We start from the raw sequence: 20140 nt of genomic DNA on the forward strand, positions 1-20140 counted from the left end.
GGCGCACGCCGTCCTCGTGCGGCATGCCGGGGCCCTCCGCGACGGATACGTGGCGGAGGGCTCCCGTCCGGTGGTGCCGGCTCAGACCTCCAGGTCGGCTTCGATACGGCGCAGTTGGTGGCGGGCCATCGCGAGGTTGGCCCTGCTGCCGTCGAGCACGAGGTAGAGGAAGAGTCCGCTGCCGCCGCGCCCCTTCAGGAGGCGGATGAGGTGGTACTGGGTGTTCAGGGTGATGAGGATGTCCTCGATCTCCTCCTTCAGGCCCAGGTGCTCCATGGTGCGCAGCTTGGACCGCACGACGTCGGTGTTACCCGCGGCGGCGACCTCCAGGTTGAAGTCCTTGCCGCCGCCGAGGGTGCCGAGGGCCATTCCGCTGGTGTAGTCGACGAGGGCGACGGCCGTCGCTCCGTCGATGGAGCTCAGGCATTCCTTCAGCGCGGTCTCCGTGTTGGCCATGCGATCGGTTCCTTTCCTTCGGTCTTCTGCTTCGGTGGTGTCGGAAGGTTCGGTGGGCTCAGATGCCGGTCTGCGGGCGCGGCAGGTGCGTGGGCCGCTGCGGAGTGCGTACCGGGAGTGTGCCGATGGGGCGGTCCGCCGCCGGGGGCACCGTGGCGAGGCGCTCTTCGGGCGCCGGCCGGTCGGCGTGGCGGCCGGTGCCCGGGCCCACGCGTGTGGCCAGCAGGTCGGCGATCCGTGCGCCGCTGCGCCGGCCTTCGAGGTGGAGGCGGCCGACGTTGACGCGGTCCTCGGCGAGGAGGGTGAGTACGGCGGTGGTGCCGGCGGCGTAGGTGGAGACGTAGCCACCGGAGCCCCGCACCAGCAGTTCGCGGAAGTCGCCGCGGGCGGTGGCGTCGGTCATGCGGTAGGCGACCCCGAGGGCGGCGGCGGTGAGCGCCGCGAGTCCCTCCGGTTCGGTGTCCGGCACGTCGTGGGCGAGGACGAGTCCGTCGACGGTGGCCGCGAGGGAGCCCGCCAGCCGGGGTATGCGGGTGCGGAGCCGACGCAGTTCGTCCAGGACGTCGGTCTCGACGGCCATGAGCAGTCTCCTTTCGGCACGCTGTCTTCGCGCGCGGATCACAGTGCCTCCAAGGCGTGCAGGAGCCGTCGCAGCAGTGCGGTGTCGGGCTCGTCCGGTGCGGCGGGACGAGGAGTGGGGCCCGGCTCGGCGGACACGGGGGCGGAGGCTGGGACTGGGGGCGGGGAGGGCGCGGGGGCCGGGGGGGCTACGGGAGCCACCAGTCCGGCGGCGGCGAGGCGGCGGAGTTCGACAAGGGTGTGGAAGGTGCGGCAGGCCAGGGCCGTGGCGATCTGGGCGGCGGTGCGGACGCCGTCCACCTGGGCGAGGGTCCGGCCGCGGCGGACCGGCAGGTCGGCGGCGTCCGGGCCGGGGAGGCGGGCGAGCGGCGCGCGGTCGACGGCGGGCTCGGGCCATATGCGGTGCAGCAGTTCGCGGCGGCGTCTGGACTCGCGCAGGACGGTCTCCACCGGTACGGACCGGACCGCGCCGAGCCAGTGTGCGGCTCCGGGGCGGAACCGGAGAGCCGGTCCGTCGTGGGCGAGGACGAAGTACGCCGCGTCGAAGAGGGCGCCCAGGTGGCACAGTTCCAGCGCGCCGGCGGCGAGCTGACCGCTGTCCACCAGCTGCCGTCCGACGCGGCAGCGGCGCCCGGCCCGGTCGATCGCCTCCCACCAGCCGTCCGGGGCGAGCGCACCGCTGTGGGTGAGCAGGTCGCCGAGGTCGGGTGTGACGGCGGATTCGACGTGGACGACGTGTCCGGTCGCGAGGTAGACGATCCCCGACTCGGTGGACAGGGCGCCCGTCGCCCCCTGTGCGGCGAGGGTGCTCAGCAGGGCGGAGGCCGGTTCGTCCGTGCGCGGGGCCCGGGTCGGTGTGGTCATCCGAGCACCAGCCGGTCCGTCAGCTCGGCCAGCCGGATGCGGGCCAGGGCCAGGTTCCCCTCGCTGCGGTCGAGCCATAAGTGCACGAACACGGTGCTGTCGAAGGTCGTCGTGACGAACCTGAGCAGGTGGTACGAGTCGGCGTTCGTGATGATCAGATCCTGTACGGGGGGTTCCTTGCCGGAAGGCCCGTCGGGGCCGCCGGGCGATGCACCGGTGCCGTCACCCGACGGTCCGCCGGTGAGGGCGAGAACGCCGCTCTCGGTGGCGAGGCGGGCGAGCTCGGCGGTTTCCGCAGCCGTCTCCTCCGCGTCGCCGCCGGGTGCGTCACCCACCGCGCCCAGGGCGAGACCACTGATCCAGTCGACCACCGACGCCCCTCGAGCACCTGGCAAGCGCATGGCTTCCAGCAGACTCTCGTCGATTCCGGGCACGCCGAATCCCCTCCCCCTGCACGGCCGTTCCCGCGAACGTGAGCACGACACTACGGAATGTGGTGGGCGCAGGTGAACGCTTTGGCATTTTCCAAGCGAATGTGCAGTGGAGCGGGCAGGGGTGCGACGTGATCGATCCAAAGCGAGCAGGACCTGTCCCGCCAAGCTGCGGGACTCTCGACTGGCGTCCTGACCAGCCTTGGTCCCTTTGACGAGTCATCGGAGTTGCCGGCCGACGGTCCAGCGGTACAGCCCGAGGCACGGTGGACTGCCGAGCCAGGCCGGTAGACCATGCGGTGAAGGGTGACGGAGGAGGCAGGGTGGATCAGAGGTCAGCGGCAGCTTCCCGTGCGCGGGCGAGCCGGGAACAGGCGAAGGCGACAGACGCTGTGGAGCGTGAGCGCTGGGACACGGCGCTACGACACAGCAAGAGCGCGGTGGCCGCGGCCGAAGAGGCGGTGGCGATAGCTGACCAGGACGACGACGTTGTGCTGCTGGCACAGACTCTGACCGTCCAGAGTCAGATCCATGAGTCGCTCGGCGACGGCGGTAGGGCGCTGTCCGCGGCACGAGAGGCGCTGGACGTCTACTCGAGACTCGATCGCGAGGTGAACAACCCTCAACGGGTCACCCGTCGGCTGGCGGACGACTCGGTACTGTTCCCGGCCGGCAACAGCCCGCTCAAGGACCGGTTCGCGTGGCTGTATGCCCAGACTGCGGACGCGCAGTTGGATCTGGCCAGGCTCATCGCCGAACACCAGGCCACGACCGGAGCAGCCGAGGCGCGGCGGCTGGCGCAGGTGGCGCTCGAAACCTTCCGGGAACTGGCACGGTACAGCGACCGGTACGCGGCCAAGGCCGATCAGATAGCGGGCGGGCGCCAGGCGGTGATCGAACGGCTTGCCGGTCGCGGCCCGGCCGAGGTGACGTCCCGGCCTCTCGCGGCGGAGGACCTCACCCGGCAGGCCGCACGGATCGAGGAGACAGAAAGGAAGCAGCTGCAGACTCAAGCAGCGCAGGCGGAATCGCTCGCGAACAAGGCGAGGTTCGACTACGCGGCCCACCGCCACGCCGAGGCGGTCGAGAACATGGGGAGGGCCGTCAAGACATACCGGGAAGTCGTTCCGCACAGCGTGTGGCACAAACGAGAACTGGCACGGGCCTTGTTCGACTACGCCCATCACCTCGAAGCACACGGAAGCAGGAGTCAGGCGGTGGAGGTGATGAACGAGGCCGGTCTCCTCTTCGCGCAGGTGTATGAGAACAGCGACCGTCGCTTCGCGGACGAGGTGGCGCTGTGCGCCCGCGAGTCACGCCGCCTGCGGCTGGTGCGGTTGCACCTGCGCCGCCGACGCACTTTCGTGCCACCGCTCGCGATGTGACCGAACGAGGCCCCCCGGCGTGCTCATCGACGCCGTCGGCATGGCTGATCGCCACACGCCAGTCCCCTGGCGACGGCCCGGTAGGTCCCGACCGCTTCCTCGGCCGGCACTGAGCCTCGGCCACGGTCTCCAGGACGACGCCGGCGAGGATATGGCAGTGGCAGCTGGAGCCGCGCGTCGGCTGCCACGACTTTCCTGGTCCGCGATGAAAGGTCCCGGGCACCGCCGTCGAACCTCGGGGATTGGCCCACGCAGACCGTGTCGCGCAGGTCGAGCCCCTCGCGCAACTCGACCACGCCCTGGGCGCAACAGTCAGTGAGGCACAACGGTCCCCCGACAACTCGGCCGCCTCCGAGCGGCCCGAATCGACGTGGTCGAACAGCACCACCCGGTGGTGCTCGGACAAGTCAGGCAGGGCCAGCCGCCACATGTTCTGATCGCAGCCGAAGCCATGAGCCAGCACCACCGCCCGCCCTTGCGGGCTACCGGTGACGGTGCGTTGCTCCTGCGAGCAATGTCCATGCCCGGCAGCCTCAATCAGGCGCACCGCAATGACCGCGAGCATGACCGGGGGCGTGGTGGCGACCGTCGGGGTCAGCGGTGGGTGAGCATGCCTTCGCGCAGTCGGGCGAGTGTGCGTGACAGGAGGCGGGAGACGTGCATCTGGGAGACGCCGAGGTGTTCGCCGATCTGGGCCTGAGTGAGTTCCTCGACGAACCTCATGTGGATGATCTGGCGGTCCCGCTCGCCGAGTTCGGCGATCAGCGGGGCCAGGGTATGGAAGTCCTCCACCAGTTCCAGCGCCCGGTCTTCGGCGCCGATGAAATCCTGCAGGGCGGTTTCGCCGTCCTCGCTGCCGCCGATCGCGGCGTCCAGGGAGGAGGAGTTGTAGCCATTGGCGGCCAGACGGGCCTCCCTCACCTCGTCCTCGGGCAGGCTCATCAGCTCCGACAGTTCCTTGACCGTGGGCGTGCGGCCGAGCCGGCTGCGCAGCTCCTCGGTGGCGCGAGCGAGCTGGACGCGGGCTTCCTGCAGCCGGCGCGGCACATGCACAGCCCAGGTGGTGTCGCGGAAGAACCTCTTGATCTCTCCCACGATGTAGGGGATCGCGAAGGAGGTGAACTCCACTTCGCGCGTCAGCTCGAACCGGTCGATCGCCTTGATCAGGCCGATCATGCCGACCTGGACGATGTCCTCCATCTCCTCCGCGCCGCGGCTGCGGAAACGGCCGGCCGCGTAGCGGACCAGGGACATGTTCATCTCGATCAGCGTGTTGCGGGCGTAGCTGTACTCGGGCGTGCCCTCTTCCAGGACCGCCAGCTGGTCGAAGAACAGCCTGGAGAGCTCGCGGGCGTCCTTGGGCGCCAGCCGGGAGGGATCAGCGATCTCCGGCAGCTCGCTCGTCTGCGTGTCCGCTGCCGGAATGCTCATGAGCGCCATTCTGTTCCCTCCCGGGGATCGAGCCAGCCGCTACTGTCTGCTCAAACGGCCGACGCGGCTGCGCTTACCCCTTCGTCCTGCGCTTACGCCTGCGCTTTGTGCGAATCGAGCCCGGTCTTTCGTGAGAGGCGGCTGGGCAAACGCGGCCCTCGCCCGCCCCGCTCCCCAGCGGCCCCCCAGTCCGGGGACGGAATGGGGGGTCGGCACATGAGAGCGAGTGGGCCCGCCACGTTGTCCGGTCAGCCGGGGAGGTAGAAGCGAATGGTGGTGCCGCCGGGGCCGGTGTGGACACGGACGAGGTCGGCGACCTGGTTGACGAGCAGGAGTCCACGGCCGCCGGGCTGCGTGGGATGGGGCGGGCGTCGGCCGGCCAGAGGATCGGTCAGCTGTCCGCCGTCGTGAACCTCGCAGACGATCCGGTCGCTCTCGGCCCAGATCCGCAGCGTCCCCGAGCCGGCGCCGTGGACGACGCTGTTGGTGGTCAGCTCCGCCACCGCGAGTTCCAGATCCCCCAGTTTCACGCCGGACACGCCCAGGGATCGCGCCCGGGACACGGCGAAGTCGCGGGCGTGGGGCAGTGTCCGGGCGGCGAAAGGGCAGACCGCTGCGCCGAGTGGGGCGAGCAGGGGCTCGTTGTAGCGGGCGATGATCTGCTCGGGGCTGTAGGCGGTGGATTGCTTCTCGCCGTCTGCGTCGATGACGACCGGGTGGGTCGCCAGGGCGTCGCTGAGGGCCTGCTTCTCCAGCTGCCCGGCGTCGTAGGGGCACAGGATGGTTACCGCGCGCCCGGTGAAAGCGGCGTTGATCAGCGCCTCGTGCTGGACGCACGCCGGGTACTCGGCGGCGGAACGGCTTTGCCAGATCGGCTCGCCGATGATGCGGACCCGGCGGACGCCCGGGTGGGCGTCGGCGAACTTGCGCAGCACGCTGGGGATGATGCGGCCGGGGTTGCGGCCGGCTTGGGTCATGTCTATGAAGCGGACCTCCGCCGATCGTTCACCTAGCCCCTCGCGGATCAGCTCCAGGCGATCCGGCGGGGCGGCGACGGCTGCGGGCTCACCGGCGTCCAGCCCTTCCCGCAGGAAGGGAACGGTTCCCGCGATGTACTGGTCGCTGCCGCGGTAGAAGAGCGCCGGGTGAACGAACGGCTCGTGCGAGGTGGCTGTGCCCATCACGAAGCCACCTCGATCGCGGCAAGCCCGGGCCAGAAGAGCTCAAGGATGCGGGGCAGCTGCGCGGGAGGTCGGTGCAGCACGATCCGCTGTCCTTCGGAGAGCCGCTGGGCGGTGACCGCCAGGTCCGTCACACCGGCCACGTCGACGAACCCTACGTGGGACAGATCGACATGCAGCACGTCCGTGCGGCGCTCGACCAGCTGCTTCAGCGCCTGCTGCCAAACGGTCCGTGTGTTCATGCTGATCTCTCCGATCGCCCCCAGCCCGGAACTGTCAGGCAACGGATTGATCTGCAGTACCGCGCCACGTGGTGGCGCGACGGACGGCTCGCCCGCGTCAGGTGGGACATCCACGCTCTCCCCCAGTTCCCCGGGCTCGGCCGCACGGCGGCCCTAGGCTGATCAGCCGGCACGATACCCGCCAGACGCCGAGGACGCCCAGCCCGGCCAAGAGGTGGAATGCACCCGGCAGCCTCTCACGGCCGGCGCGAACTGTGGTCCGCGCCTCTCATCCCTGCCGGTGGAGAGTCATGGGCCCCGCTCCGTCGAAGTCTTCCCGTAGTGGCGGCTCACGCCTGGAAGGGGCGAGCTCAGGGGTCGAGGCTGAGTTCGGCCCAGACCGTTTTGCCAGGGTGGCGTGGCGTGACGCCCCAGCGTAGGGCGAGTCGTTCGACGAGCTGCATGCCGAAGCCGCCGGGCTCCGTGTTCTTGGTGGCGCGTACCCGCGGCCGGCAGTTGCTGTGATCGCTGACCGCGATGCGCAGCAGCCGGCCGGTCCAGGTGAGTCGGATCAGGGGTGGACCATCGCCGTGCCGGATGGCGTTGGTGATCAGTTCCGAGACGAGCAGTTCGGCGGTCTGGATCACCGGGTGGCGGCGCAGCGGCCCGCCGAAACCCTCCACGCAGTCGCGCACCCAGTGCCGGGCGGCCGCGATGCTCGCCGTGACTGCGGGGAAGCGCGACTCGCAGGACGGAATGGTCGGTTCGCCGTTCACGAGCTTCCTCCAGCGTGGGTGGCCCTGCACCGCCGGCTGACACGGGGCGCAGCCGGTGGCAGCCGTCTGTCGGGTTACCACTGCCTGCCTGGTGAACCATCTGTGTCGGCCGGTGGAGCGTCAGATTCTATGAAGGTCGTCCGTCGAAACAGGAACAGGGTTGGTGGTGGCGGGCCGGCGGGCGCTGGCAGAATCTCATCCCGTCACAGGCGATGAGGCCACACCGGTCGCGCCGCCGTTGTGGCCTGAGGGTGAGGGAGTCGGCATGGAGCAGGTTTCGGATGTCGAGATTCCACTGGACCGTGATGTGTTCCTGCGGACATTGGTGCGTGAGCTGGCGACGTCGCTGGAGTCGGTGATCGGCCTGGAGGAGGCGTCGGGCTACGTCAGCCTGGTGGGGCAGGCCGTCGGCACGCACATCGACGAGATGTACCTCAAGGCGCTGGGAGCCGACCGGCTCACAGGTGAGCAGGTCGCCGAGGCACTCGTCGATCTCAAGCGCCGCATCAACGGTGACTTCCACGTCATCGAGCACGACGAGAAGAAGATCGTGCTGGGCAACCGGGTGTGCCCGTTCGCCGAAAAGGTGGTGGGCCGGGAGTCGATGTGCATGATGACGTCCAACGTCTTCGGCACCATCGCCGCCCGCAACCTGGGCTACGCGCGGGTAGAACTGGAGGAGACCATCGCGCGCGGCGACGCGGGCTGCCGCGTGGTGGTGCACCTGGTCCCCGACGTGGAGGCCGGGACGGCGAGTGGCCGTGAGTACTTCGGCGATGCGGCTGTGGCTCCATGACCCTTGGCCTCTTCCGGGCCATCACCAAACCGCTGCCTCACCCGGTGCTGTTGTGCGGGGCCGACGGCCGCGTACTGGCCGCCAACCCGGCGGCCGGCCGCTGTGACGACCGGCTGCGGCCGGGCACCAGCCTGTTCGACCTACGGCCCGACGACACATCGTGGCTGCGTCAGCAGCTGGCTGTCTGGCTGCGCAGTGGCAGCCCCGTGCCCGGCGCGCTGGTCCTCAAGGACGCCGACGGCCGCATGCGGCGTTTTCGCTGTCACGGGGCGCGGGCCACCTGGTGGGACGGCCCGCAGCCGACGGCACAATTGCATCTTGTCGAGGCCGGGGCGTCCGACCGGTTCGTCATGCTCAGCCAGCAGGTGGAGGCGTTGAACCGGGAGGTGGCCTTCCGCCGGGCCACCGAAGTGGACCGGGCACAGTTGCTGGCCGCCGAACAGGCCGCCCGTGCCCAGTTGCAGCACCTGTACGACCTGACCGCCGCCCTGGCCGGCGCGATCACCCTCGCCGAGGTCTCCCGCGTCGTCAGCGAGGTTGCGCCGGCCGCCCTGGAGGCCACCGTGGCGGATCTCTATCTGCACTCGGCCCGGCTGGTGCCGCCCCTGCAGCCAGAGGACCACCGTCTGCCGGCTGACGTGGGGGGCTGGACGGACCTGGACCGGCCGTCTTCCTCGGACGGCTCGCCTCCCGGTGAAGCCCCGGACGCGGTTCCCCTCGCCCTGTCGCTGGAGGCGGACGGCGTCCAGCTGGGCATGCTGATCGTCTACGGCTCACACAGCTCCACCGCTCCCGAGCATGTGACGGCCGTGACCCAGCAGATCGCCCAGGCCCTGCGCCGCGCCGGACTGCACGAGCACGAGCACCGGGTCGCCGAGCGCCTGCAGCTCAGCCTGCTGCCACAACTGCCGCACCTGCCCGGGCTGCAGACGGCCACCTGCTACGCACCAGGGAGTGACCTGCTCTCGGTCGGCGGCGACTGGTACGACGTCTACGACGTGGACGCCGATCACGTCGGCCTGAGCATCGGCGACGTCGCCGGCCACGGGCTGCATGAAGCGACCGTCATGGCACAGATCACCGCCGCCCTACGCAACATCGTGCCGCGCTGCGGCACCGACCCCGCCGCTGTCCTCGACGAACTCAACACCTTCCTGGGCCGCTACCATCCCGACCGCATGGCCACCGCCTGCTACCTGGTCTTCGACCGCCGCACCCGCGCCCTGACCTACGCCAGAGCCGGCCATCCGCCGCCACTTCTCATCCACTCCGACGGCACCAGCGCCTACCTCGACCACGCCACCTCACCACCGCTCGGACCCATCCGGAACGTCTGCTACCGACAGGCCGAGACCACCGTGACCGAGAGCGACACCCTGCTGCTGTACACCGACGGGCTGATCGAACGCCGTAGCGAAGACCTCGCCATAGGAATGCAACGGCTGACGGAGTTCGCCCGCACCACCGGCGGCCTTGACATCACCCAGCTGTGCGACCGGTTCCTGCACCACCAGCCCGAGGCGGCGTTCCCAGACGACCGGGCCCTGCTCGCCGTCCGCTTCCCCCCACCGGCCTGACCGACCCGCCACCGAGGACGACAGGCCAGCGGCAGCGGCAGCGGTTGTAGGTGTCAGGAATTCTGCCAGGGCGTCGGTGCGTTCGGTGTTGCCGGTGTAGCGCCACAGGTAGGCCTATTCGTCGAGCAGGGTACGGTGGGAGCGTTCGACCGTGCCGTTGCTCTGGAGCCCGTTGGCGCGGATCGGTTTGCGGCTCGCGCCGAGGTCGGGCCAGGGCCTGCTGCCATGTACCGCGGCTCGGCGTAAGACCGTAAGAAGTGCCCGACCGCCTTCCGTCCGGCGGCCACGAATGCAGGCGCGTCCTGGCGGGGGCGGCCGCGGCGCTGTCGGCCATGTCCGGGAGCATGCTGCTCGTCGTCCTCGGGCCGCTGGCCCCGCCGCCACGGCCGTCGACACCTGGCGACCATGGCGCTGTCACCCTCCGGACCCGCCCGGAGCGAAACGGAGACCGCATGCCTTCCGACACCGCACGCCGCCGCTGCGCCGTGGTGGGACTGGGCGCCCGCGCCCGGATGTTCACCGCGGCGCTCGCCGGTCCCTACGCGGACCGGATCGACCTGGTGGGCTTCTGCGATGTCAATCCACACCGCATGGCGGTGCACAACGAGTGGATCGGCGCCTCGGTACCCGCCTACGACGCTGAGGACTTCACCGAGATGCTGCGCCGCGAACGCGTCGATCTCGTCGTCGTCTGCACCGTGGACCGGACCCACGACCACTACATCGTCGAGGCTCTGGAGGCCGGCTGCGACGTGGTCACGGAAAAGCCTATGACGACGGACGCCGACCGCGCCCGGCGCATCCTCGACGCGCAGCGGCGCACCGGCCGCGAGGTGCGGGTCGCCTTCAACTACCGCTACAACCCGGTGCACGCCGCCGTCCGGGAGACCCTCGCGGCCGGGGAGATCGGCGAGGTCGGCTCCGTGCACTTCGAATGGCTGCTCCACCTGCGACACGGCGCCGACTACTTCCGGCGCTGGCACCGCGAGAAGGCCAACTCCGGCGGTCTGATGGTGCACAAGGCCACCCACCACTTCGACCTGGTCAACTGGTGGCTGGGCACCGAGCCCGAGACGGTGTACGCGCACGGCGGGCTGTTCTTCTACGGCGACGAGGCGGGCACACGGCGCGGCCTCGCCCGTGACTACGCGAGGGCGCACGGCTCACCGGCGGCGGCGGACGACCCGTTCGCCGTACGCATGGCCGACTCGCCTCTGCTCTCCGCGCTGTATCTGGACGCGGAGGCCGAGGACGGCTACCACCGGGATCAGAACGTCTTCGGACCCGGGGTGACCATCGAGGACGACATGGCGGTGCTGGTCCGCTACGCGACCGGCTCCACCCTCACCTACCACCTCACCGCCTATGCCCCGTGGGAGGGGTACCGGATCGCCTTCAACGGCAGCGAAGGCCGCCTCGAGCTGCTGGTGGAGGAGTCCACCTGGGCCCGGCCGCCGGTGCGGGTCCAGGGCGGGAGTGCCGTGTTGCACGGGGAGTCGGTGGGCGACACGGCGGGACGCACGGAGCTGATGCTGCGCCGGTTCTGGGAGCCGCCACGGGAACTGAAGGTACAGACCGAGGAGGGTGGCCACGGCGGCGGGGACGCACGCATGCTCGAGGACCTCTTCGGTGAGCCCGTGCCCGATCCGCTGGGCCGGGCGGCGGACGCGGTCGACGGGGCACGCTCACTGGTCACAGGCCTCGCCGCGAACCGCTCCTTCGAGTCGGGGGGCCCGGTGCGCACCAGGGACCTGCTCGACGTGTGACAGGGCCTGCCCAGCGAGTATGACGACCGTTATAGAGCCGGTGTAGGGTCGTCTTATAACGACTGTCATAGGAGGTGGCCGATGACCATCATCACCGTGAACACGCCACAGGGGCGCCTGAGCCTGGAACAGCGCCGCACGCTGGCCGGGACGCTCACGGACGCGGTGCTCGTGCCTGAGGTCGGCCGGGTTTCGCCGCCCGCGCGGGCCGGGTTCCAGGTGCTCTTCACGGAGCGGGAGCCGGACATGATGGCCATCGGCGGCCGGCTGGTGCCGGACGCGGAACTAACGGCCGACGTCATGGTGATCGACGTGGCGGTCATGGACGGGGACTGGCCTCGCGAGGTCCGGGCCGAGGTGATCGAGCGGATCCTGGCCGCCCTGGCCGATGCTTGCGGACTCGCGGAGCCGTCACCGGCCTGGTGGGTCACGTTCCGGGTGATCGAGGAGGGCAGTTGGGGTGCGCGCGGTGGCGTGCTGTCCATCCTCAGCCTGCTGGACAGCGGCGTCTTCTCGGAGGAGAAGGCCGAGCGGATCCGAGCGGCGGTCGGCGTCTGAGCCCGGGCGACGTGCACCGGGGGTGACCTGCCGCCGCGTCAGGGAAGTGCCTGCTCCGCCCAGATGACCTTGCCGTCGTTCGTGTGCCGGGCGCCCCAGCCCTGGCACGTCTGGGCCACGAGGAGCAGGCCGCGGCCGCCCTCGTCGTAGGTGCGGGCCCGCCGCATGTGCGGGGCGGTGGTGCTGCCGTCCGACACCTCGCAGATGAGGGTGCGGTCGTAGATCAGCCTCAGCTCGATGGGGGGTTCGGCGTGCCGGATGGCGTTGGTGACGAGCTCGCTGACCACCAGTTCGGTGACGAACGCGCAGTCGTCGAGGCCCCATTCGGCCAGTTGCCGGCACGCGTTCTTGCGTGCCACGGCGACCGCGGCGGTGTCGGGTGGTATGTCCCAGGCGGCCACGTGGAAGGCGTCCAGGGCTCGGGTGCGGGCCACGAGCAGGGCCACGTCGTCGGCCGGCCGTTCCGGGAGCATGGTCCGCAGCACCGCGTCACAGGTGTCCTCGAGTGAGGCGTCGGCGGTCTGGAGTGTGCGCAGCAGGGTGTCCATGCCCTCGTCGATGTCACGGGACCCCGCTTCGACGAGACCGTCGGTGTACAGCGCGAGCACGCTGCCCTCGGGCAGTTCTCGTTCGACGGCCTCGAAGGGCAGACCGCCGAGCCCCAGGGGGAGCCCCGCGGGTATGTCGAGGAACTCCGCGCGGCCGCCCGGCGTGAGCAGCACCGGGACGGGATGCCCCGCGCGTGCCAGGGAGCACCGGCGGGAGACCGGGTCGTACACGGCGTACAGGCAGGTGGCCCCGATGTCGCCGGTGCCGTCGGCGCCCGCGGCCAGGTGACTGACCAGGTCGTCCAGGTGGGTGAGCAGCTCGTCGGGAGGGAGGTCGACATCCGCCAGGGTTCTGACGGCGGTCCGCAGCCGCCCCATGGTGGCCGACGCCTGGATGCCGTGGCCGACGACGTCGCCGACGACCAGTGCGACGCGGGCGCCGGACAGCGGGATGACGTCGAACCAGTCCCCGCCCACCCCGGCCTGGGCGCTGGCGGGCAGGTAGCGGGAGGCGACGTCGAGGGCGGACTGCTCGGGCAGCCGTTGCGGCAGGAGGCTGCTCTGCAGCGTCAGGGAGGTGGCGCGCTCTCGGGTGAACCGGCGGGCGTTGTCGATGCAGAGGCCGGCTCTGTCGGTGATCTCCTGGCCGAGCAGCAGGTCGTCCTCTTCGAAGGCTTCGGGGTTGCGGTGACGGGAGAAGGTGGCCACCCCCAGGGTGAGGCCGCGTGCGCGCATGGGCACGGCCAGCACGGAGTGGAACCCGAACCGGCGCATCCGTTCCCCGCGCTCGGGGGTCTGGCGCAGCACGTGCTCCATGGCCTCGGGGGTGACGTCGTGGATCAGCGGGCGGCCGGCGGCCAGGCACTCGGCCGCCGTCGACCTGTCCGGGTAGACGGCCACGGTCCCGTTCGGAACCACGGCCTCGGGACAGCCGTCGAGAACCGACTGGTGGGCGACGCGACGCAGCCGCACGGGGCCGTGGGGGGAGCCCGTGGGCGGGTCGTCGCCGTCGTCGATCGACGGCAGCAGGTCGACGGTGACGAAGTCGGCGAGCCGCGGTACGGCGACGTCCGCGAGTTCCTGCGCGGTGCGGACCAGGTCCAGCGTGCTGCCGATGCGACGGCTCGCCTCGTTGACCAAGGCCAGCCGCTGCCGGGCCTGGTGCTGCTCGGTCATGTCGTGCGCCGAGAGCAGCACGCCCTGTGTCCGGCCGTCGCCCGCCCGGATTGGGGCGAGGGAGACGGTCCACACGCTCGGGCGTTCATGGCCGGCGAGCTGCAGGGAGACCTGGAGGTCCTGACGCTCACCGGTGTCCAGCGCTCGCCGCATGGCCTGCTCGGTGAGGTCGGCCTGCGGGTGGTGCACGATCTCCGAGACACGCAGCCCGCGCATCGCCTCCTCGGGCAGGCCGATCACCCGTTCCATGTCGGCGTTGGCCATGACCAGCCGCAGGCCGGTGTCGTACAGCGCCGTCGTGCAGGTGGACTGGGCGAAGCTCCTCCTGAGGAACGCCTCGTCGTCCGGGCTCACCTCCGGGCGGCCGGCCGCTGTGAGCAGCAGCCATTCGCTGTGGCCGCCGTCGTTGCGCCGGAGGTGGGCCAGGAGATTCACGGTCAGGGGGTGTCCCTCGCGGTGCAGGAGCGCCGCCGGGCCGTTCCACCTGGGGAGGGTGAGCAGGGAATCGAGGAGGCCGGGCGGGGGCTCGTCGGCGAGCAGCACGGACCCGGGCCGGCCGACGACTTCCGAGGTTCGGTAGCCGAGCAGCCTGTGTGCCCCTTGGCTCCACCCCGTGACGACGCCGCGCTCGTCCACGACGGCCTTCGCGGTGAGGGCATCGCCGGTCAGGCCCTCAGGCGGTGCCCCGCTGCCCTCGCCCGGGACGGACGCAGATCTCGCCATGGAGCCTCAACCCGCCTCACCCTCTAGGCATCCTTCTTACTACTTCGTTTTGATATGCCCCAAGAATGACAGATATCTCCTTCGCCAGGTTGAATGGCCAGGGAGGCTGGTGAGCAGCGTGTGCCTCACCACCGACCAGGGGCGGAGGTCGTGATCATGTCTGTCGACGGTGAGCTGAGCTGGCCGGACGCGGCCGAGTGGACCGGGAAGATCTACAGCGAGGGCTGGCAGGCCGCCGGGGGCGGCACCCGCGGGGTCGTCGAACCGGCCACCGGAGAGGCTCTGGCGGAGGTGGGCCTGGCCTCTGCGGCGGATGTCGAACGGGCGGGTGCCCGGGCCGCCCGGGCCGCGACGGAGTGGGCGGCGGCCACCGTGTCCGACCGGGTCGATGTGCTGATGCGCGCGGACCGCGCCCTACGTGAGCGCACCGGAGCGGTCCGGGAATGGATCGTCCGGGAGACGGGGGGCGTCCCGGCCAAGGGCGACTACGAGATCGCCGCCGGCCTCGCTCAACTGCGGAACGCGGTCGGGCTCGCCTCGCGGCCCCCGGGGGAGGTGCTCGTACCGCAGGTGCCCGGCGGGACGAGCCTGGCGTGGCGGGTGCCGCTGGGGGTCGTGGGGGTCATCACGACGTGGAACGCGCCGCTGCTGTTCGCGATGCGGGCGCTGGCGCCGGCGCTGGTCCTGGGCAACACCGCGCTGCTCAAGCCCGACCCCCTGACTCCGGTCTCGGGGGGTGTCCTGGTCGCGCGGCTTTTCGCGGAGGCCGGGCTGCCCGAGGGTGTGCTGCACGTCCTTCCGGGCGATGCGGCGACGGGGCGTGCGGTCGTCGCCGACCGCAATGTCGCGATGATCTCGTTCACCGGCTCCACCGAGGCGGGGCGGGAGGTGGCCCGGATCGCCGGCGAGGGGCTCAAGCGTGTGTCCCTGGAGCTGGGCGGCAAGAACTCGATCGTCGTCCTGGAGGACGCGGACGTGGAGGCGGCCGCCGTGGCCGGGGCCATGAGTTCGTTCGGCTACCAGGGTCAGGCCTGCGTCGCGGCCGGACGCCACGTCGTCCACGCCGACATCGTCGAGGCGTACACCGAGGCGCTGGTCCGGCAGGCGAAGGCGCTGCCGGTGGGAGATCCACGCGACGAGGGCGTGGCGCTCGGTCCGGTCGTCGGCGAACGGCAGGCGGCCCGGATCGCGCGGATCGTGGACGAGAGCGTGGACGCCGGAGCACGCGTACTGGCCGGGGGCACCCGCGAGGGGCTCTTCTACCCGCCCACCGTGCTGGACCGTGTCGAGCGGTCGATGCCGGCCTTCCACGAGGAGATCTTCGGGCCGGTCGCACCAGTCATCCCCTTCCGCCACGAGGACGAGGCCGTGGAGATCGCCAACGACACGGCGTACGGCCTGGCCGCCGCCGTCCACTCCCGGTCCGTGCCGCGGGCGACGGCCCTCGCTCAGCGGTTGCGCGCGGGCATGATCCACATCAACGACGTGTCCGCCAAGGACGCCGCGAACGCGCCGTTCGGCGGCATGGGGATCTCGGGCAACACCTCCCGCATCGGCGGCACCGCCAGCCTGGAAGCGTTCACGCAGTGGCGCTGGATGACGGCTCCCGGGCCGTCGTGACCCCACCCGAGGGTGGAGCGAAACATTTCGCTCTCAGCATCGAATGCTGCGAGATGTATTGACGACCCGTCAGGTACTGCTCATATCATCCAGGACGTTCGATAGGACAGCTGACGTTCGGAATACAGAACACAGGTCCCTCCCGCCCTTCATGGCAGCCCCCACCCCCAAGGCGGATTTCGAATGACATGGACAGGTCATATCCTCAGTCGTCGCGCGGCCCTGGCCACGACCGGCGGCCTGGCCGTCGGCGCCCTGCTGCCTCCCGGCCCGGCGGAAGCAGCCGCGGCCGGACCGGGCGCGACCTACCCGAACCCCTTGATCTGGCAGGACTTCGCGGACATCGACATCATCCGCGTCGACAACACCTACTACTGCTCCGCCTCGACGATGCACTACTCGCCGGGCGCCCCCGTCCTGCGCTCGTACGACCTGGTGAACTGGGAGATCGCCGGCCACGCGGTGCCCGTCCTCGACTTCGGCGCCAAGTACGACCTGAGCGGTGGACGCGGCTACGTCCGGGGAATCTGGGCCTCGTCGCTGGCGTACCGCCCCGCCGACCGGACGTTCTACTGGCTCGGCCAGATCGATTTCGCCCGGACCTACGTGTATACGGCCCGATCCGTCGAGGGCCCCTGGAGCAGGCACGCGACGCTCCCCCAGGTGTACTACGACGCGGGCCTGCTGGTGGACGACGACAACACCCTCTACGTGGCGTACGGCAACGGCACGATCAGCGTGGCCCAGCTGTCCGGGGACGGCCGCAGCCAGGTGCGGACCCAGCAGGTGTTCAGCACCCCTTCGGGGATCGGCACGCTGGAGGGCTCCCGCTTCTACAAGATCAACGGGAACTACTACATCTTCCTGACCCGCCCGGCCAACGGCCAGTACATCCTGCGGTCCACCAGCGGCCCCTTCGGCCCCTACACCCTGCGGCAGGTCCTGCTCGACCTGCCCGGGCCGATCTCCGGCGGCGGCGTTCCGCACCAGGGCGGGCTGGTGCGAACCCAGAACGGCGCCTGGTACTACATGGCGTTCGTCGACGCCTACCCCGGCGGCCGCATGCCCGCCCTGGCACCCGTCACCTGGACCTCGGACGGCTGGCCGGTCATCCAGCTCGTGAACGGCGCGTGGGGCAGGTCGTATCCCACTCCGGTCGTACCGCCGCCGCCCCGGCAGGTCACTCCCCTGACCGGTGCCGACACCTTCGACGGAACGGTCCTCAAGCCCAGGTGGGAGTGGAACCACAACCCGGACAACGGCAAGTGGTCGGTGAACAACGGCCTGACCCTGCGCACCGCCACGGTAACCAACGACTTGTACTGGGCCCGCAACACCCTCACCCACCGCATCCAGGGGCCCACGTCCACGGCGACGGTCCAGCTCGACCACTCCGCGATGCGGGACGGCGACCGGGCCGGACTCGCGCTGCTGCGAAATTCCTCCGCCTGGATCGGCCTGAAGCGGGACGGCGGTGTGACGCGGGTGGTCATGGTCGACGGACTGACCATGGACGGCAGTTGGAACACCACCGGCACCGGGATCGAGCGGGCGAGTGCGAGCGTGCCGGGTGGTCGCCTCTGGCTGCGGGCGAACGCCGACATCCGCCCCGGGGCGTCCCGGCCCGGCACCTTCTCCTACAGCACCGACGGCGTCACCTTCACCCGCCTGGGCCCCGCCTTCGCCATGGGCAACGACTGGCGGTTCTTCATGGGCTACCGGTTCGCCCTCTTCAACCACGCCACGCAGGCGCTGGGCGGCTCGGTCCGCGTGACGCGGTTCGAACTGTCCACCCCTTGAATGGCCCGGCCTGTCCTACCGCTCCACCGCTCGTCCTCACCCGCAGGCAACCAACAAGGAGACGCATGAACCCCCACTTCACGCGAACCGGACGTAACCGAAGGCCGCTTTTAGGCGTGCTGGTCGCCGCCACTCTGCTGGCCGGCGGAACGACCGCCACCACCGGAGCCGCCTCCGCCGCGCCGGCCACCGCGGCCGCCGCCCCGAAGGCGAGCACACTCGGCGCCCAAGCCGCGCAGTCCGGACGGTACTTCGGGACAGCTGTGGCGGCCGGGAAGCTGAGCAACGGTGTGTACACGGGGATCCTGGACCGCGAGTTCAACTCGGTCACGGCGGAGAACGAGATGAAATGGGACGCCACAGAGCGCTCCCGTGGCTCGTTCACCTTCGGTCCCGCCGACCAGATCGTCAACCGGGCCCTCGGCCGCGGCCAGCGCGTGCGCGGCCACACCCTGGTGTGGCACTCCCAGCTGCCCGGCTGGGTCGGCGGCATCGGCGACGCCGGAACGCTGCGCAGTGTGATGAGGAACCACATCACCACGCTCATGTCCCGCTACCGGGGCAAGATCCACTCCTGGGACGTGGTCAACGAGGCGTTCGCGGACGGCGGCAGCGGCCAGTTGCGCAGCTCGGTGTTCCGCAACGTCCTGGGCACCGGCTTCATCGAGGAGGCCTTCCGCGCCGCACGCTCCGCCGATCCGTCGGCCAAACTCTGCTACAACGACTACAGCATCGAGAACTGGAGCGACGCCAAAACCCAGGGCGTCTACCGCCTGGTGCGCGACTTCAAGGCCCGCGGCGTCCCCATCGACTGCGTCGGCTTCCAGGCCCACTTCGGCGCCGGGGGCCCGCCGGGAAGCTTCCAGACGACCCTGGCCAACTTCGCCGCGCTCGGCGTCGACGTCCAGATCACCGAACTGGACATCGCCCAGGCGCCCGCCGCGGCGTACACCAGCAGTGTGCGGGCGTGCATGAACGTCGCACGCTGCACCGGCATCACCGTGTGGAGCATCCGGGACAGCGACTCCTGGCGGGTCGGGCAGAACCCCCTGCTGTTCGACAACAACGGCAACAAGAAGGCCGCGTACCGGGCCGCCCTGACAGCGATGGGGGGCACTCCGGTGAAAAGGGCGACGTCCGAACCGGCCGGGGAAGCGGCCGGCGAACGGAACGCCGGGAGCGGCTCCGGCGCCGGGTCACAGCCCTCCACCAAGTCCGCCGCGGCTCTCCCCTCGTCCTTCCGCTGGAACTCCAGTGGCCCGCTGATCGCCCCCAAGCCGGACGCGACCCACAACATCGCGGGGATCAAGGACCCTACCGTCGTCCACCACAACGGCAAGTACCACGTGTTCGCGAGCACCGCGCGCTCGGCCGGATACAACCTGGTGTACCTGAACTTCTCCGACTGGTCACAGGCGGGTTCGGCCACCCACCACTACCTGGACCGCACAGCCATCGGAGCCGGCTACCGGGCCGCGCCGCAGGTCTTCTACTACGCGCCGCAGCGCCTGTGGTACCTCGTCTACCAGACGGGCAACGCCTCGTACTCCACCAATCCCGACATCAGCAACCCCAACGGGTGGAGCGCGCCGCGCAACTTCTACGGGTCGATGCCGGACATCATCCGGCAGAACATCGGCAACGGCCACTGGGTCGACATGTGGGTGATCTGCGACAGCGCGAACTGCTATCTGTTCTCGTCCGACGACAACGGGCACCTCTACCGTTCCCGGACGTCCGTCGGCCAGTTCCCCAACGGCTTCACGGACACGGTCATCGCCCTGCGGGACTCCAACAAGTACGCCCTGTTCGAAGCGAGCAACGTCTACAAGGTGCAGGGCAGTAACCAGTACCTGTTGCTCGTGGAGGCGATCGGGTCGGACGGACGGCGGTACTTCCGGTCCTGGACCGCGGGCAGTCTCGCCGGGTCGTGGACTCCGCTCGCCGCGTCCGAAGGCAACCCCTTCGCCCGGGCGAACAACGTCGGTTTCCCGGCGGGCGCCTGGACCAGGGACATCAGTCACGGTGAGATGATCCGAGCGGGCAACGACCAGACCCTCCCGATCAACTCGTGCCGGATGCAGTACGTGTACCAGGGCATGAACCCGAACGCGAGCGGTGACTACAACAGCTTGCCGTGGCGGCTCGGCCTGCTCACCCAGACCAACTCCACCTGCTGACGGCACCGCACCGCTCGACTGCGGGGACGCGGCGCCTCCTCCGGGACGGAGGCGCCGCGTCCGAGCGTGTCA

At 70.3% G+C, this 20140-nt stretch carries 17 protein-coding genes; 8 read left to right on the top strand and 9 right to left on the bottom strand.

The features are described from left to right. Positions 1-81: 81 nt before the first annotated feature. From ABTX60_RS16440 to ABTX60_RS16455, 4 genes are read right to left on the bottom strand one after another with little or no spacing between them, the layout of a single operon-like run. Positions 82-456, bottom strand: a complete 375-nt coding sequence (locus tag ABTX60_RS16440) for a roadblock/LC7 domain-containing protein (protein ID WP_031136637.1) — start codon at positions 454-456, stop codon at positions 82-84. A gap of 58 nt (positions 457-514) precedes the next feature. Next, on the bottom strand, positions 515-1036 hold the full coding sequence (locus tag ABTX60_RS16445; RefSeq protein ID WP_352097724.1) for a roadblock/LC7 domain-containing protein: 522 nt from the start codon (positions 1034-1036) through the stop codon (positions 515-517). Between the two features lie 38 nt (positions 1037-1074). Next, positions 1075-1899 (bottom strand): hypothetical protein, encoded by an 825-nt coding sequence (locus tag ABTX60_RS16450; RefSeq protein WP_352097725.1) that lies wholly within the window; start codon positions 1897-1899, stop codon positions 1075-1077. Beyond that, positions 1896-2333 (bottom strand): hypothetical protein, encoded by a 438-nt coding sequence (locus ABTX60_RS16455; protein WP_352097726.1) that lies wholly within the window; start codon positions 2331-2333, stop codon positions 1896-1898. The genes ABTX60_RS16450 and ABTX60_RS16455 overlap by 4 nt, the downstream gene beginning before the upstream one ends. A gap of 389 nt (positions 2334-2722) precedes the next feature. Here ABTX60_RS16455 and ABTX60_RS16460 point away from each other — a divergent pair, with 389 nt between their 5' ends. Beyond that, positions 2723-3715: a hypothetical protein gene (locus tag ABTX60_RS16460; RefSeq protein ID WP_352097727.1), complete on the top strand. Its 993-nt coding sequence runs from the start codon at positions 2723-2725 to the stop codon at positions 3713-3715. 594 nt (positions 3716-4309) lie between these two features. Here ABTX60_RS16460 and ABTX60_RS16470 read toward each other — a convergent pair. From ABTX60_RS16470 to ABTX60_RS16485, 4 genes are all read right to left on the bottom strand, one after another. Next, positions 4310-5155 (bottom strand): RNA polymerase sigma factor SigF, encoded by an 846-nt coding sequence (locus ABTX60_RS16470; RefSeq protein WP_352097728.1) that lies wholly within the window; start codon positions 5153-5155, stop codon positions 4310-4312. Between the two features lie 239 nt (positions 5156-5394). After that, the gene (locus tag ABTX60_RS16475) at positions 5395-6327 is read right to left on the bottom strand and encodes an anti-sigma factor RsbA family regulatory protein (protein ID WP_352097729.1); all 933 of its coding nucleotides are present in this window, start codon (positions 6325-6327) and stop codon (positions 5395-5397) included. Continuing rightward, the gene (locus ABTX60_RS16480; RefSeq protein WP_502992330.1) at positions 6327-6683 is read right to left on the bottom strand and encodes an STAS domain-containing protein; all 357 of its coding nucleotides are present in this window, start codon (positions 6681-6683) and stop codon (positions 6327-6329) included. Before ABTX60_RS16480 ends, ABTX60_RS16475 begins: the two co-directional genes overlap by 1 nt. Positions 6684-6919: 236 nt before the next feature. Next, positions 6920-7324, bottom strand: a complete 405-nt coding sequence (locus tag ABTX60_RS16485) for an ATP-binding protein (RefSeq protein WP_352097731.1) — start codon at positions 7322-7324, stop codon at positions 6920-6922. Between the two features lie 265 nt (positions 7325-7589). On the opposite strand from ABTX60_RS16485, the gene ABTX60_RS16490 reads away from it, so the two are divergent. The 4 genes from ABTX60_RS16490 (at position 7590) to ABTX60_RS16505 (ending at position 12021) form a co-directional block, all read left to right on the top strand. Further along, positions 7590-8120 (top strand): methanogen output domain 1-containing protein, encoded by a 531-nt coding sequence (locus ABTX60_RS16490; RefSeq protein WP_352097732.1) that lies wholly within the window; start codon positions 7590-7592, stop codon positions 8118-8120. After that, the gene (locus tag ABTX60_RS16495) at positions 8117-9697 is read left to right on the top strand and encodes a SpoIIE family protein phosphatase (RefSeq protein WP_352097733.1); all 1581 of its coding nucleotides are present in this window, start codon (positions 8117-8119) and stop codon (positions 9695-9697) included. Before ABTX60_RS16490 ends, ABTX60_RS16495 begins: the two co-directional genes overlap by 4 nt. Before the next feature lie 452 nt (positions 9698-10149). Then, on the top strand, positions 10150-11463 hold the full coding sequence (locus ABTX60_RS16500) for a Gfo/Idh/MocA family protein (protein WP_352097734.1): 1314 nt from the start codon (positions 10150-10152) through the stop codon (positions 11461-11463). Positions 11464-11544: 81 nt separating this feature from the next. Continuing rightward, positions 11545-12021 (top strand): tautomerase family protein, encoded by a 477-nt coding sequence (locus ABTX60_RS16505; RefSeq protein ID WP_352097735.1) that lies wholly within the window; start codon positions 11545-11547, stop codon positions 12019-12021. A 38-nt stretch (positions 12022-12059) separates the two neighbouring features. Here the strand turns inward: ABTX60_RS16505 and ABTX60_RS16510 are convergent, their stop codons facing one another. After that, positions 12060-14468, bottom strand: coding sequence for a SpoIIE family protein phosphatase (locus ABTX60_RS16510; RefSeq protein ID WP_352097736.1), 2409 nt, complete (start codon positions 14466-14468; stop codon positions 12060-12062). Between the two features lie 156 nt (positions 14469-14624). Between ABTX60_RS16510 and ABTX60_RS16515 the strand changes: the two genes are divergently transcribed. The 3 genes from ABTX60_RS16515 to ABTX60_RS16525 all read left to right on the top strand — a co-directional run bounded on the left by ABTX60_RS16515 (position 14625) and on the right by ABTX60_RS16525 (position 20068). Beyond that, positions 14625-16088 (top strand): aldehyde dehydrogenase family protein, encoded by a 1464-nt coding sequence (locus ABTX60_RS16515; protein WP_352097737.1) that lies wholly within the window; start codon positions 14625-14627, stop codon positions 16086-16088. Positions 16089-16271: 183 nt separating this feature from the next. After that, on the top strand, positions 16272-17888 hold the full coding sequence (locus ABTX60_RS16520; RefSeq protein WP_352097738.1) for a glycoside hydrolase family 43 protein: 1617 nt from the start codon (positions 16272-16274) through the stop codon (positions 17886-17888). A gap of 65 nt (positions 17889-17953) precedes the next feature. Next, the gene (locus ABTX60_RS16525; RefSeq protein WP_352097739.1) at positions 17954-20068 is read left to right on the top strand and encodes a glycoside hydrolase; all 2115 of its coding nucleotides are present in this window, start codon (positions 17954-17956) and stop codon (positions 20066-20068) included. Positions 20069-20140: the final 72 nt, after the last annotated feature.

Source organism: Streptomyces sp. NPDC126510 (assembly GCF_040302345.1).
GTDB lineage: Bacteria > Actinomycetota > Actinomycetes > Streptomycetales > Streptomycetaceae > Streptomyces.